The following is a 13,133-nucleotide window of genomic DNA, read 5'->3' on the forward strand; positions in this document are numbered from 1 at the left end:
GGGATCCGTTAAAATAGAGAGCGCGTTGAGGAGGTGATCGCCCATGACACGAGCGGAGCGGAAGCCCGGGATGGAGGATCCGGTTCGGCTCCACGCCATTGTCCATGGGATCGTCCAGGGGGTGAACTTCCGGTATTACACCCGGTTGCGGGCGGAAGCCCTGGGCTTGAGCGGCTGGGTGGCCAATCGCTCGGATGGAACGGTGGAGGTGGTGGCGGAGGGGCCCCGTCCCGCTGTGGAGGCATTGCTCGACTTCCTGCGGCAGGGGCCTCCGGCCGCGCGGGTGGATTACGTGGAAACCTACTGGGAGAAACCCACCGGTGAGTTCCGGGGATTTCGCATCCGCTACGAGGTGGACTGAGCGTCAGATCCAGCGCCTGGCATGGGCGGTCCTGTTGCTCTCCTTCACCGCCTGTGTGGCCCTCGCCGTCCTGATCCCCTGGCAGGTGATCACCTATCTGCGCACTTCTCACGTGGGGACGCCGGCCCGGGCGGCGGCCCTCACGGGGATCCTCCGCCTGGAGCATCCGGGCGGGGAGCCGGTGGCCGTTCCCCCGGGCAACCCCTATCCCCGCCTCCGGGAGGGGGATCTCCTGGTGACCGACGCCCAGTCCCAGGGCCTGGCGATGTTCGCGGCGCCCTCCGGGCCGGGGCAGGAGCTGGCGATGGTCCAAATCTACCCCAACACCCAGATCGAGGTGCGGCGCGCCCGCTACCCCCGGTTTGGGATCAGCCCGGAGCCGGCCCGCCTTGTCTTCTATGTCCGGAGCGGCCGGGCTCGCATCACCCGCCTGGAGAGCCCCCGGGAGGTGGAGCTGATCGTTCAGACGCCCCACGGGCAGGCGACGGTGCTCTCCGGGACCCTGGCGGTGGAGGTGCAAAACGATCGGACGGATTTCACCGTGCGCGCAGGGCGGGCGCGGGTTCAGGGCTCCACCCAGGCGCAAGAGCTGCGCAGCGACCAGCGGGCGCGGATCGGCCTGGATGGGCGGGTGGAGGGGCCTCTGGGGGCGGGCCGGAGCATGCTGCCGGATCTCTTCGGGGCGCCCCTCCCGGAGCGGAGCGTTGAGGAGCTGGTTCCTCCCAATCAGTGGGCCATCTTCACCTTTGTGAAGCAGCCGGGAGAGAGCGGGGGGAACGTCGCCTCCACCGCCGAGGCGGGGCGCCGGGCCCTGTCCATCACCCGCTCCGGCTTTGACCACGCCCAGACCGGCGTCTTCATCGTCCTCAACCAGGACGTGCGGGACTTCCGGTCGTTGCAGCTGCACATCAGCCTGAAGATCCTGTTCCAGGATGTGGCGGTGTGCGGGGTGGTGGGGACGGAGTGCCCGCTGATGATCCGGCTGGAATACAAGGATCTCAACGGCAACGATCGCCAGTGGCTGCAGGGGTTCTATGCCGTGGGGGAGATCACGCCCCAGACCCCGGGGAGCTGCCTGCCGCAGATCTGCCCGCCCCCGCTGAACCCGCACATCCGGGTGCCCCTGGGGGAGTGGTATACCTTCGATTCGGGGAACCTGATGGAGATCCTGCGAGCCGCCGGCGCTCCCCCGGCTACCCTGACCCGGCTGCGCATCTACGCCTCGGGGCACAATTACTCGGTGATGTTCTCCGAGCTGGAGCTGATCGGGGAGGAGTGAGAAGGGCGGCCCCTTCCTTGAGGCCGCCCCGTCCACCTCAGGCGAAGCACTTCTTGTGATAGTAGCGCATGCGGTTGCGCAGCCCGTCCTTGACCGGGAGCAGCTCGCTGAGACGGATGGGCTGGCCGCACCGATAGCAAACGCGGCGCGTCACGTGATCCGCCGTCTGCTCGACCTTCTTCTCCTCCTGCTGGGTCTTCTTGCCTCCCTTGGCCATCGTTCCCTCCTCCGGCTGAGCTCCGCGCGGAAAGAATCCATCCCCAAAGTATGTCGCGGGGCTTCCCCTTCGTCAAGACAGGCCGGCTCACGGACATGTCCCAAGATCGTAAGACAACTGCGAGCAGTTGTCCTACAAAGTAGCCAGGCCCGACAAAATTGGGACACACCCCGGCTCACCGCACCCGCGGGATGGTGATCCCCCGCTGGTTCTGATACCGTCCGCCTCGCTCCTTGTAAGATCGCTCGCAGACCTCGTCCGCCTCGAAGAACAGGACCTGAGCGATCCCCTCGTAGGCGTAGATCTTCGCCGGCAGCGGCGTAGTGTTGCTGATCTCCAGGGTGAGATACCCCTCCCACTCCGGCTCCAGGGGGGTGACGTTCACGATGATCCCGCAGCGGGCGTAAGTGGACTTCCCCACACACACCACCAGGACGTTCCGGGGGATCCGGAAATACTCGACGCTGCGGGCCAGGGCGAAGGAGTTGGGGGGGATGACGCAGACTTCCCCTCGCACGTCCACAAACGAGCGGGGGTCGAAGTTCTTGGGGTCCACAATGGTGCTGTAAACGTCGGTGAAAACCTTGAACTCGTCTGCGACCCGGATGTCGTAACCGTAAGAGGAAAGCCCGTAGGAGATCACCCCGGGCCGCACCTGGGATTCCTCGAAGGGCTCGATCATACGATGCTTCAGGGCCATCTCGCGGATCCAGCGATCGGACTTCAGGCCCATCGGGCGTCCTCCTCGCGCGTGGGATGAAGCGCTTCCCCTCCCTTATCGGAGGATCTGAAGCATGGCGCCCAGCAGCAACCCCTGAACCATCAGCCCGACCAGCCACAGCCCGTAGGCCGCGGGCCGCTCGCGCTCATGCACCAGAAACCCCAGGACCCCATGGAGGGCCCAGATCAGGGCTCCCAGCCCGGGGAGCCGGACCAGATGGAGGGAGGAGGTCAGTAGAGCGTTGGCAGACCCTTCCAGAGGGATCCGGGGCGGCAAGCCCGGGAACCGCATGCAGAGCCAGAGCCACATCCCCCAGAGGACGAGGGCCCCGAGGCCGATGAGCGCCCACGCCGCCCGATCCGACCAGAAGGCCCGTTGCCGCCATCCGGGGAAGACCGTCGTCTGCTCCAGACGCTGGGTGGGCTTCATCGCCGCCCGCTCCCGGAAAGCGTCGATGAAGGCCTGAGGCTGAGCCGGTGAGATGGCATAGATGGCCGCCTCCGTGATCACCCAGAGCTGCCGGGGAAGATCCTCGGTGGCGAAGAAGAGGACGGGACGGTTCTCCTCCACGGCCCACGCGTGGCCGGTGTAGAGGCCCGGCCAGCGGATGCCGCGCCAGCCCCGCACCGCCCCGGGATGCGTCGGAGCCGGGCGCAGGTCCTGGATGGCGTGCATGGGGATGATGTGAACCGCCGGCCACCAGGTCAGGATCAGGCCGTTGCGATCCAGATAATACCGGGCGGAATGGAGACCCCGCAGGACGTAGCCGATCATGACGGCTCCCAGCAGGGCCAACCCGGCCCCCGTGGACGCCGCCGCCACTTCCGGCGAGGGCGGACGGGAGAGGGTGAAGAGGATCCCGGCCAGGGCGATCAGCCCGAGGAGGCCTTCCAGCAGGATGCCGACCCGCAGCCCGCGCCGCCGGTCCGGCCGTTCGGTCATCCCTGTCCCTCCGGCGGGGTCAGCATGTAACCGAACCCGCGCACCGAGACCAGCACCTCCCCCCGCTCCGGGTCCAGGCCCAGGCGCTTGCGGATCTGGCGGATGTGCACTTTCAGGAGCTCCCGAGCCTCCGGGTCATCCGTCTCGATCCCCCAGACCTCCCGCACCAGATCCGCATGGGAAACCACCTGGCCGGCGCGCCGGGCCAGCACGGTGAGGATCTTAAACTGCAGAGGAGGGAGCTGCACCGGCCGGCCGCGCCAGATCACCCGCTTGCGACCCTGGTCGATGATCAGCGGCCCCACCTGCACCACCTCGCCGCCGGTCCAGGTCTGGAAGGCCCGCCACGCCCGGGCCAGGCGCTCCCAGATCGGATCCGCCGCCGCGTCCTCCACGGGGCAGATCAGGGGAAGGGGGGAGCATCCCCGCAGGGCGTTGAACAGCCCGCGGCCGTTGCGCTCCAGCCACTCCCGATCCGCCACGATGACGTCGGGGACGGCGCGGGCGATCAGCGCCAGCCCTCCCCGCAAATCCGGCGCGTAATGCGCGCGATATCCCACCTGCAGGGCGCTCTGGAGCAAACGCTCCCCCAGCTCCAGATCCGGATGGATGATCAGCACCCGCAGGCGATCCATCCCCTCCATCCCCGGAGTCTCCCCTCGACGGGAATCCCCATTATGCCGGACGCCCGTCCGGTGCCGCCGGGCGCTCTGACGAAGTCGCGGGAGGCGTCCATTTCCGCACCCGCAGCCGGAGGCCCTCCACCCCACTCACCTGGACGGGCGTGCCGGCCGGTATCATACCCGCTTCGCTCTCCGCCGTCCACAATTCGCCGGCTACGTGCACCATCCCAACGGGGTTGAGATCGGTGCGCGCCTCCCCGATGCGCCCGATCAGCGCCTCCACGCCCATGACGCTGGGGCGGCGCTGAGCCTGGAGGGCCTTCGCCACGATGAAGCCGAAGAAGCCCGCCATGGCCAGCCCGGTGCCGCCGGCGACCCAGGGGGAGAGCGGTGGGAAGGGCGAACGGGCGACCGGGGCGAACAGCACCAGGGCCCCCGCGATGAACGTCGCCGTCCCCGCCGCCGTCAGGGCGCCGTGGGTGGACGCCTTGATGTCCAGGATGAACAGGACGATGGCCACGGCGATGAGCAGCAGCCCCAGCCAGTTGACCGGCAGCACCCCGATCCCGTAGGCCGCCAGGAGCAGGCACACCACCCCGATGAACCCGGCCACCCACCCGCCGGGGTTCGACAGCTCGATCAGGATGGCCTGCACGCCGATGGCCAGCAGGATGAGGGCGACGTTCGGATCCACCAGACGGTGGAGGATCTCCTCCACGATGTTCATCGGCAAGGGCACAATGACCGCCCCCTGGGTGCGCAGGGTGCGCGATCCGCCCGACACCCGCACCGTTCGGCCGTCCAGCTGGCGGAGCAGGTCCTCAGGGCTCTCCGCGATCCCATCGATGAGGCCGGCCTCCAGGGCCTCCCGGGCGCTCACCGCCTTCGCCGATTCCACCGCGGCCTCCGCCAGTCGCACGGCATCCGGGCCGCGTCGCTCCGCCAGGCTGCGGACCTGGGCTTTCAGGATCTCTTTGACCTTCTGGCTGAGGGTCTGGGGAAGATCCTCCCCCTGGCCGCCGACGGGGGAGGCGGCCCCGATGGCCGTCTCCGGAGCCATCCACGCCAGGTGCCCGGCCAGGGTCACCAGCGTCCCGGCGGACCCCGCGATGGCCCCCCGCGGGGCGACGTAGACGATCACCGGCACCGGACTCTCCCGGATCATGGAGACCAGGCGCAGGGTGAGGTTGACCTCTCCGCCCGGGGTGTTGAGCTGCAGCACCAGCGCCTCCGCCCCCTGATCCTGAGCGACCTCGATCCCCCGCCGCAAGTAATCCGCCACCACCGGGGTCAGCGCCCCCTCCACCCGCAACCACACCACCCGGGGAGCGGCGTCCGCCTCCACGCCCCCGGCTCCCAGCAGAAGCATCCAAACCCCCAACCACCCTATCCAGCGCCATCCACGCATCGAAGCTCCTTTCCGGTTCCGGCCCGACCGGATCGGTCCTGCCGTAGGGGACCCCCCAAGCAAACAGGTCACGGCTGAAGGGTAGGAGGGGCTTCAGCCCCGACCTCCGTTTTCGAGACAGCAAGGTCGCGGCGAAAGCCGCTCCTACCCAACATCGATCCTCCTGTAGGAGGGGCTTCAGCCCCGAACCTCCGTCTTCGGGACAGCATGGTCGCGGCGAAAGCCGATCCTACAACCGTCGATCTCCCGTAAGGGGGGCTTCAGCCCCGAACCGCTGTCCCCATGGCAACAGCGATCATCCCTGAAGCAAGAGCCTTCAATCCCAACCCCCCTTTCCTCGATCCCGTAAGGGTCGCGGCGAAAGCCGATCCTGCTTCCGATGGATGGCAAGGCGCGGGCCGAAATTCATTTCGGCCTACCATGGGCGGAGATTTCACCCCGAACTCTTGTCCTCGATCCTGCAAGGGTCACGGCAAAGGCCGCTTCCGCCGGAACAGATCCCATGGCTCATTCTATGGCATTCCATCGGTCTGTGCCTATATTCGGAAGAACAGATGCTTCATTCCGCGCGCGCTCCCTCCAGCAGGCGCTCCAGCAAACGACGGGTTTCCCCTTTGAGATCGATCATCTCCCCCGGGGGACCCACGCAGGCCGGGCATCCCCGTTCGCACGGGCAGCGCTGGAGCACCTCGCGCGCCGCCTGAAGGAGAAAAGGCTGGACGGTGTAGAGATGCTCGGCGAAGCCGACACCCCCCGGCACGTTTTCATAGAGCAGCAGGGTGGGGCCTCCCGTGAGGCGGCCCTCCGGATCCACCAGGAGGCTCAGATCCGCCGGATCGCTCATCAGGAAGACAGGGGCCAGGTGATGGAGGAGATCCCCCAGCCCGGAGAGGGCGCTGCGGGTCCCTTGCATCTCCTCCAGACGCCGGTGGCAGCGCCGGCACACCGTGATCAGGTTCTCCGGGGCATGGGCCTCCGCCCGATCCCGGAAGGTTCGCAACGGACGAAGGTGATGGACATCGTGGGCCTGGCCCGGAAGCTCCGGCGCCCCGCACACCCGGCACCGGTAGCCGTCCCGGGCTCGGATGGCCCGACGGATGGCCTCCCATTCCGGCCCATAATCCAGCGGTCCGATCCACACGCCCTCGGCGCGCAGGGCCTCCACGAGGGCGGGGCGCAACGCCAGCCACCAGGCCGTGGTCGGGAGCGCTTCCTCAGGGGTCTCCACCTCCTCCCATCCGATGAGCTCCCCGCTGGGCCATCGCCGGCGTCGGTATCCGACCACCCGCCGGGTGATCGTCACCTCCCCCCACGCCCCGACGGCCCACGGCGCCTCCCGCCGGGCGTGCTCCTGATCGAGCGCCCAGCGCGCTTCCACGATGGGCTCGGTGAACTCATCCCCCTCAAACGGCTCCGCGAGGGCCTCCCCGCGCGACCAATCCACCGTGAGGATCCGGTAAGCGGTTCCCTCGTGCAGGTAGACCGCCCCCGGGTGGACCAGGATGGGCGCGGAAGGGCGGTCCACCTCCCCGATCACCCGACCGCCCGGCCCCGCGAGGCGGATGTGCACACGCTCCCCTGTGGTGGTGCGCAGGTTGATCTCCTGGGCCGGGTAGCGGTCCGCCCGGAAATACACCCGTCCGTCCGTGGGGTTGCGGTAGAGCGGCTCCCCCTCCGCCATCATCCGCTCCACGATCCAGACGGTGTCCAGAGTGCGGGCGAAGGGCTCGTCGGGCCCCAGGGGCCACTCGAAGGCGGCGCAACGCAGGTGATCCGTGAGGATCAGCAGATTGTCCGGATCGAAGCGAACGGCTTCGGGAGACCTCCGGAACAGGAATTCGGGATGGGCGGCCAGATATTCGTCCAGCGGCGTGGCGGTGAGCACCAGGAGGGCCACGCTCAGGGGCGTGCGGCGGCCGGCCCGTCCCGCCTGCTGACGGACCGAGGCGATGCTCCCCGGGTAGCCGACCATCACGCAGGCCTGCAGGGCGCCGATGTCAATCCCCAGCTCCAGGGCGTTGGTGGCGATCACCGCGCGGATCCGCCCCTCCCGCAGCCCTCCCTCGATCTCCCGGCGCTCCTCCGGAAGGTATCCGCCGCGATATCCCCGCACCTCCCCGGGATCCCCACCTCGTTCGCTCCAGGCCTCCCGCACGATGCGCAACAGCCGCTCCACTGCCATGCGGGACCGGGCGAAGGCGATGGTGGAGATCCCATGCTCCAGGAGGGTGAGGATCAACCCGGCAGCGGCGGTCAGGGCGCTCTGGCGCAGGCCGGTGGCGGCGTCAAGCAGCGGGGGGCGATACAGGATGAAGTGGCGCTCGCCGGAAGGGGAACCGTCGTCCTCCACGATGTGGACCGGGGCTTCCACCAGCCCTTCGGCCAGCTCGGGGCCGTTGGCGACGGTGGCGGAGGCCAGGAGGAACTGGGGCGCCGCGCCGTAAGCCCGGGCCAGGCGCCGCAGCCGTCGCAACACGTTCGCCACGTGGCTGCCGAACACCCCCCGGTAGACGTGGGCCTCATCGATCACCACAAAGCGCAGATGCCGCAGGAAATCCGCCCAGCGGGGATGCTGCGGCAGGATCCCCATGTGCAGCATGTCGGGGTTGGTCAGGATCAGGCGTCCCCGCTCCCGGACGAGACGTCGCGTCTCGGCCGGCGTGTCCCCATCGTAAGGCAGGGCGGCCACCGGGAGCTCCAGGGCGGAGAGCCAGGCGCGCAGGACCGCGCGCTGATCGTGCGCTAAAGCCTTAGTGGGATACAAAAAGAGGGCCGTGGTCCGCGGGTCCTCGCAGAGCGCCTGAAAGATGGGGAGCAGAAAGGCCAGGGTCTTCCCGGAGGCCGTTCCGGTGAAGAGGGCCACGTGGGCCCCTTGACGGGCCGCCCGATACGCTTCCGCCTGATGGGTGAACAGCGCCTGGATCCCCTGTCGCCGCAGCGCATCCTGACAGCGGGGGTGGAGATCCGCCGGGATCGGGACTTCACGGGCCTGCCGGGCGGGCGCCCGAGCCCATGCCGCCACATGCCGGCGAAAGGAAGGATCCTCTCGCCAGCGCTGCAGCAGGCGCGCCAGCGCGTGATCGCCCCTACCCATAGCGGACCACATCCCTCCCCGGACGCAACGGATGGTTGGGATCGCCCTCTCCTTTTCCATTATGCCTTCGAGGGGGGATTCCGGTATCCTTGGGGAAAACGGCCGTCGGGGTTGACGGCCGTCCATCGTTCCGAACCCGGAGGGGCAGCCGCGATGGTGGGGACGCTGATCAACGTGGCGACGGTGGTGGCCGGGAGCGGCGCCGGCCTGCTGGTGGGCAGCCGTCTCCCTGAGCGCATCCGCCAGACGGTGCTGAGCGGCCTGGGCCTGATGACCCTGGTCATCGGGATGAGCATGGCCCTCCAGACCCGGAACCCGCTGCTGATGCTGGCCTCGCTGCTGCTGGGCGGGGTCATCGGGGAGCTGCTGGGCTTAGAGGAACGGCTGCAGGCCCTGGGACGTTCCCTCGAGACCCGCGTCTCCGGCCACAGCGGGGAAGGCAGCGCCTTCGTCAAAGGCTTCGTCACCGCCAGCCTGGTCTTCTGCGTCGGTCCTATGACCATCCTGGGCTCCATCCAGGACGGCCTCACCGGCAACTACACGCTGCTGGCCATCAAAGCCACCCTGGACGGCTTTGCCTCCCTGGCCTTCAGCGCCTCCCTCGGGATCGGCGTGATGTTCGCCGCCCTGACGGTGCTGATCTACCAGGGCGCCCTCACCCTGGGAGCCGGGTTGGTGAAAGCGGTCCTCACCGAGGCCATGATCACCGAGATGACGGCAGTGGGCGGAACCATGATCCTGGGCATCGGATTGCTACTGCTCGACCTCAAGCGGGTGCGGGTAGCCAGCTTCCTCCCCGGCCTGTTCATCGCTCCCGTCCTGGTCGCCCTCGCCCCGACCCTCAACGCCCTGCTGGTCCGCCTGGGGATCCCCCTCACCCCTTGAGATACGGGAGGAATCCCGATGTTGATCCGAAACGGAACCCTGGTGACCGCGGAGGGGATGTTGCGGGCGGAGATCCGGATCGAAGGAGAACGGATCGCCGCCATCGGGGATCTGGCTCCCTACCCCGGCGAGCCGGTGGTGGACGCCGGCGGCGCGTATGTGCTCCCCGGCCTGGTGGACCCCCACGTTCACATCGCTCTGGACACCGGGATCTACCGCACGGACGATGATTGGTGGATCGGAACGCGGGCGGCTGCCTTCGGCGGGATCACCACCGTGATCGACTTCGCCACTCAGTTCCGGGGGCAACGCTTCGAGGACGCCCTGGCCGCCCGCCTGGAGGAAGCCCGGGAGAAGGCGGCGGTGGACTACGCCCTCCATATGATGGTCACCGATCTCCCGCCGGGCCGGGAGGGGGAGCTGGGAAAGCTGGTGGAACAGGGGGTGGCGGGCATCAAACTCTACACCACCTACCGGCCGAACTACTACGCCGATGACGCCACCCTGTTGCGGGTGATGCGAGCGGCGGGCGCCATGGGGCTGATCACTATGGTCCACTGCGAGAACGACGCCCTGGTGACCGAAGCCGCTGAGCAGCTGAAGGCAGCGGGGCGCACCGGCCTGCGGGAGCACGGCCGCTCCCGGCCGCCCCTGGCGGAGATCGAGGCCGTCCACCGCGTCCTCTTCCTGGCCGCCGAGGCCCGCGCCCCCGTCTACATCGTCCACTGTTCCACCGCCCGCTCCGTGGATCTGGTGCACGAGGCTGCCCTGCGGGGGCAGCCCGCCTTCGCCGAGACCTGTCCTCAGTATCTGCTCCTCGACGAGACCGCTTACGAGGGCCCTCACCCGGAGTGGTATATCCTCCAGCCTCCGCTGCGCCCGGCCGCCGAGCGGGCCGGGCTGTGGGAGCGCCTGCACCGGGGCTGGATCGCGGCCATCGGAACCGATCACTGCGATTACGCCTTAAGCCAGAAGACCGCCACGGGATCTTTCCTCACCACCCCCGGCGGGCTGCCGGGGCTGGAGACCATGCTGCCGTTGCTTTACACCTACGGCGTCGCCGAGGGGCGCATCGGATGGCCGGATTTGGTGCGCCTGTGCGCCACCGGCCCGGCGAAGCTCTTCGGGCTTTACCCCCGGAAAGGCGCCCTGCAGCCGGGGGCCGACGCCGACCTGGTGATCTATGACCCGGAGCCGGAGGAGACCCTCTCCGCCGCTCGCCTGCATTCCATCGCCGGCTACACCCCCTATGAGGGCTGGCGGGTGCGGGGACGGGTGCGCACGGTGATCGTGCGGGGCCAGATCGTCGTGGAGGACGGGGCCTTCCGGGGGACGCCGGGATGGGGCCGCTTCCTCCCGGCCGCTCCCTTTACCACCCGACCCTGAAGGAGGCTCCCATTGGGAAAGCGCGCGCTGGTGCTCTCCGGCGGCGGCGGGCGGGGCGCCTACGAGGTGGGGGTCATCCGCGCCCTTTACCGCGCCGGATGGATCCCGGAGATCCTGGTGGGCACCTCCATCGGCGCCGTGAACGCCGCCGCCCTGGCGGCGGGCTGGACCGCGGAGCGACTGGTGGAGTTCTGGCTGGGCCTGCGATCCCATCACGTCCACCGCCCCCATCTGCGGGTCTGGCGGAGCCTGTTCACCACCGAACCCCTTCGGGCCACCCTTCGCCGGCACATCGACTTCGAGCGCCTGAACGACCCCGACAACCCGCGGGTGCTGCTGGTGCTGGCCACGGACCTCCGCCGGGGATGCCCGGTGGTCTTCGCCAGCCGCCCCGTCCCCAAGGCCCTCGCGGTTCGCATCGGGCCGGAGCACCTGCTCGCCAGCTGCAGCATCCCTTACGTCTATCCGGCCACGCCGGTGGAGCGCAGCGTGTTCTGGGACGGAGCGGTGATGGCCAACACGCCGTTGAACGCGGCCATCGAGGCCGGCGCCGACGAGATCGTGGCGGTGCTGCTGGCCCCCATGCCCGGACAGGCGGGAGGCTGGCCTCTCCCCCGCCATCCCCTCCAGGCCCTCGCCCTCGTCCTCGATCTGGCTCTCCTGGCCACCTTCGAGAACGACTACCGGCAGCTGGAGGCGGTGAACCAGGCGGTGCGCCGGGGACATCCCCTCAAGCCCACCCATCGGGAGATCCGATGCCACGTGGTGGCCCCGGCCGCGCCGCTGCCCCTCTCCCGCATCCTGCGCTATGACCCGGCAGGGACCCGCGCCCTCATCGCCCAGGGGGAAGCGGACGCCCGGGCGATCCTGGATCGGCTGGAGGGATAAAGCCTCGCTGATCCCTCAGGGCTCCTCGCTCGCGATGGCGGCCTCCAGCCGACGAACCCCCTCATACCAGGCGTCGTCCCCCTTCACGAAACGCTCCACCCCGATGGCCCGAAGCGCCGGCTGGCCCTCCGGGTCCTCATGGGCGCTCAGCAGGAGCGCCTGGATCTCCGCCTGAAGCACGGGAGCCAGGTGGGGGGCGGCCACCACCGGCGGCGCCCCAAACTCGGGGGAGCGATCGATCACCCGCACCTTCCCGGCCAGCTCCGGCTCCCGTTCCAGCAGGAACTGAAAGACCAGGCTGTCGACAGCCGCCCCATCGGCCAACCCCTGAGCGACCGCGCGGATCGCCCGGTCATGCCCATAGGTGAAAAACGTGCGCCGGAAGAACCGCTCCGGCGTCTCACCCAATTGATGCACGAGATAGCGGGGATAGAGATAGCCGGTGTTGGACAGCGGATCCACGAAAGCGAAAACGCGCCCCCGCAGATCCTCCATCCGGTAGATCGGGAGGTCCGCCCGCACGATCACCCAGGACTGATACGTGGGCTTCCCGTTCACCACCGGCACGGCCAGCAGCCGGAATCCGTGCTCCCGCTGACCGATCACATAGGCCCACGTGCAGATGAAAGCGATGTCCACCTCCCCACGGGCGATGGCCGCGTTCATGTCCCGATAATCGCGGCGCTGGACCCTCTCCACCGGGCGGTTCAAGCGATGGGAGAGATATTGAAGCAGCGCCTGATAAGCCTCCGCAGAGCTCTGGGGCGAGAGAACGGCGGCGATGCCCACCCGCAGCGGGACCACTCCGGTGCGTCGCGGGGTCGCCAGCGGCGCCCGCCGATTGAAATCCACATAGGGCATGGGCTCAGCCGCCCCTCCGCAAGCCCCCAGCCAGAGGGACAGAGCCACAAGCCCCCAGCGGAAAGCCCTGCAGAGCCTCTCGATGCCCATCCGCTCCCTCGCGCAGACCCGGTCAGATCCTCCGATCCCTTGCCCATTCTACCCGCAACCCGGCCGGGCGGAGCTACGGCTCCGCTTCCTCCGCACGGGATCACCGGGGATGCCCGCGGCGCCCGGGCCTGTCCGGTGTTTCCCCGACAGCGTTCCGGGTTTCCCGGACAGGCTTTCGGGATCCCCCTGACAGACCGCGCCCCGCGGACGCAGGGTTTCCCTGCTACCCCCTCGCCCCGGCCCCGCTTATGCTGAGGATGGAAGCAGCCGCCCCGAGCCCGGATTCCCTAAGGGCCCCCACAGGCCGATGGGGCCGGGCCGATAGGGTCCGTGGGGAAACCTGCGGGCCTGCCGGATTCGCAAAGGGGACGGTGCCTT

Annotated in this window: 12 protein-coding genes and 1 riboswitch; of the genes, 5 read left to right on the plus strand and 7 right to left on the minus strand. The window is 68.9% G+C overall.

All coding sequences use genetic code 11. The features are described 5' to 3' along the window. Nucleotides 1–43: 43 nt before the first annotated feature. Both KNN16_RS09150 and KNN16_RS09155 read left to right on the plus strand, forming a co-directional pair. Nucleotides 44–361 (plus strand): acylphosphatase, encoded by a 318-nt coding sequence (locus KNN16_RS09150; protein ID WP_299283762.1) that lies wholly within the window; start codon nucleotides 44–46, stop codon nucleotides 359–361. Then, complete coding sequence (locus tag KNN16_RS09155) at nucleotides 321–1,640, plus strand: hypothetical protein (RefSeq protein WP_303896505.1); 1,320 nt, start codon at nucleotides 321–323, stop codon at nucleotides 1,638–1,640. Before KNN16_RS09150 ends, KNN16_RS09155 begins: the two co-directional genes overlap by 41 nt. A gap of 37 nt (nucleotides 1,641–1,677) precedes the next feature. Here KNN16_RS09155 and KNN16_RS09160 read toward each other — a convergent pair whose 3' ends face one another. The 6 genes from KNN16_RS09160 to KNN16_RS09185 form a co-directional block, all read right to left on the minus strand. Further along, nucleotides 1,678–1,857, minus strand: a complete 180-nt coding sequence (locus KNN16_RS09160) for a hypothetical protein (RefSeq protein ID WP_299283766.1) — start codon at nucleotides 1,855–1,857, stop codon at nucleotides 1,678–1,680. A 175-nt stretch (nucleotides 1,858–2,032) separates the two neighbouring features. Continuing rightward, nucleotides 2,033–2,590, minus strand: coding sequence for a dCTP deaminase (gene dcd, locus KNN16_RS09165; protein ID WP_303896506.1), 558 nt, complete (start codon nucleotides 2,588–2,590; stop codon nucleotides 2,033–2,035). Between the two features lie 42 nt (nucleotides 2,591–2,632). Next, nucleotides 2,633–3,520 (minus strand): PH domain-containing protein, encoded by an 888-nt coding sequence (locus KNN16_RS09170; protein ID WP_299283770.1) that lies wholly within the window; start codon nucleotides 3,518–3,520, stop codon nucleotides 2,633–2,635. Further along, nucleotides 3,517–4,155, minus strand: coding sequence for a response regulator transcription factor (locus tag KNN16_RS09175; protein WP_303896508.1), 639 nt, complete (start codon nucleotides 4,153–4,155; stop codon nucleotides 3,517–3,519). Before KNN16_RS09175 ends, KNN16_RS09170 begins: the two co-directional genes overlap by 4 nt. Nucleotides 4,156–4,195: 40 nt before the next feature. After that, entirely contained in the window at nucleotides 4,196–5,551 is a 1,356-nt protein-coding gene (locus tag KNN16_RS09180; protein WP_303896510.1) for a nodulation protein NfeD, read from the minus strand. 559 nt (nucleotides 5,552–6,110) lie between these two features. After that, the gene (locus KNN16_RS09185; protein WP_303896511.1) at nucleotides 6,111–8,657 is read right to left on the minus strand and encodes a DEAD/DEAH box helicase; all 2,547 of its coding nucleotides are present in this window, start codon (nucleotides 8,655–8,657) and stop codon (nucleotides 6,111–6,113) included. A 141-nt stretch (nucleotides 8,658–8,798) separates the two neighbouring features. Here KNN16_RS09185 and KNN16_RS09190 point away from each other — a divergent pair, with 141 nt between their 5' ends. Genes KNN16_RS09190 through KNN16_RS09200 form a run of 3 tightly spaced genes read left to right on the plus strand, consistent with a single transcriptional unit; the run spans nucleotide 8,799 to nucleotide 11,804 of the window. After that, nucleotides 8,799–9,530: a DUF554 domain-containing protein gene (locus tag KNN16_RS09190; RefSeq protein ID WP_299283778.1), complete on the plus strand. Its 732-nt coding sequence runs from the start codon at nucleotides 8,799–8,801 to the stop codon at nucleotides 9,528–9,530. An 18-nt stretch (nucleotides 9,531–9,548) separates the two neighbouring features. After that, complete coding sequence (hydA, locus tag KNN16_RS09195) at nucleotides 9,549–10,916, plus strand: dihydropyrimidinase (RefSeq protein ID WP_299283780.1); 1,368 nt, start codon at nucleotides 9,549–9,551, stop codon at nucleotides 10,914–10,916. Nucleotides 10,917–10,928: 12 nt separating this feature from the next. Beyond that, complete coding sequence (locus KNN16_RS09200) at nucleotides 10,929–11,804, plus strand: patatin-like phospholipase family protein (RefSeq protein WP_299283782.1); 876 nt, start codon at nucleotides 10,929–10,931, stop codon at nucleotides 11,802–11,804. Between the two features lie 15 nt (nucleotides 11,805–11,819). Here the strand turns inward: KNN16_RS09200 and phnD are convergent, their stop codons facing one another. Further along, nucleotides 11,820–12,755, minus strand: coding sequence for a phosphate/phosphite/phosphonate ABC transporter substrate-binding protein (gene phnD / locus KNN16_RS09205; protein WP_303896514.1), 936 nt, complete (start codon nucleotides 12,753–12,755; stop codon nucleotides 11,820–11,822). 270 nt (nucleotides 12,756–13,025) lie between these two features. Further along, nucleotides 13,026–13,123, plus strand: a riboswitch (molybdenum cofactor riboswitch). Nucleotides 13,124–13,133 lie beyond the last annotated feature (10 nt).

The organism is Thermoflexus hugenholtzii (assembly GCF_018771565.1).
Taxonomy (GTDB): domain Bacteria; phylum Chloroflexota; class Anaerolineae; order Thermoflexales; family Thermoflexaceae; genus Thermoflexus; species Thermoflexus hugenholtzii_A.

Excerpts from the sequence above, each read along its gene's own strand:
- KNN16_RS09150 (WP_299283762.1), top strand. The coding sequence starts at position 44 with ATGACACGAGCGGAGCGGAAGCCCGGGATGGAGGATCCGGTTCGGCTC.
- KNN16_RS09160 (WP_299283766.1), bottom strand. The coding sequence starts at position 1,857 with ATGGCCAAGGGAGGCAAGAAGACCCAGCAGGAGGAGAAGAAGGTCGAG.
- dcd (WP_303896506.1), bottom strand. The coding sequence starts at position 2,590 with ATGGGCCTGAAGTCCGATCGCTGGATCCGCGAGATGGCCCTGAAGCAT.
- KNN16_RS09170 (WP_299283770.1), bottom strand. The coding sequence starts at position 3,520 with ATGACCGAACGGCCGGACCGGCGGCGCGGGCTGCGGGTCGGCATCCTG.
- KNN16_RS09175 (WP_303896508.1), bottom strand. The coding sequence starts at position 4,155 with ATGGATCGCCTGCGGGTGCTGATCATCCATCCGGATCTGGAGCTGGGG.
- KNN16_RS09180 (WP_303896510.1), bottom strand. The coding sequence starts at position 5,551 with ATGCGTGGATGGCGCTGGATAGGGTGGTTGGGGGTTTGGATGCTTCTG.
- KNN16_RS09185 (WP_303896511.1), bottom strand. The coding sequence starts at position 8,657 with ATGTGGTCCGCTATGGGTAGGGGCGATCACGCGCTGGCGCGCCTGCTG.
- KNN16_RS09190 (WP_299283778.1), top strand. The coding sequence starts at position 8,799 with ATGGTGGGGACGCTGATCAACGTGGCGACGGTGGTGGCCGGGAGCGGC.
- hydA (WP_299283780.1), top strand. The coding sequence starts at position 9,549 with ATGTTGATCCGAAACGGAACCCTGGTGACCGCGGAGGGGATGTTGCGG.
- phnD (WP_303896514.1), bottom strand. The coding sequence starts at position 12,755 with ATGGGCATCGAGAGGCTCTGCAGGGCTTTCCGCTGGGGGCTTGTGGCT.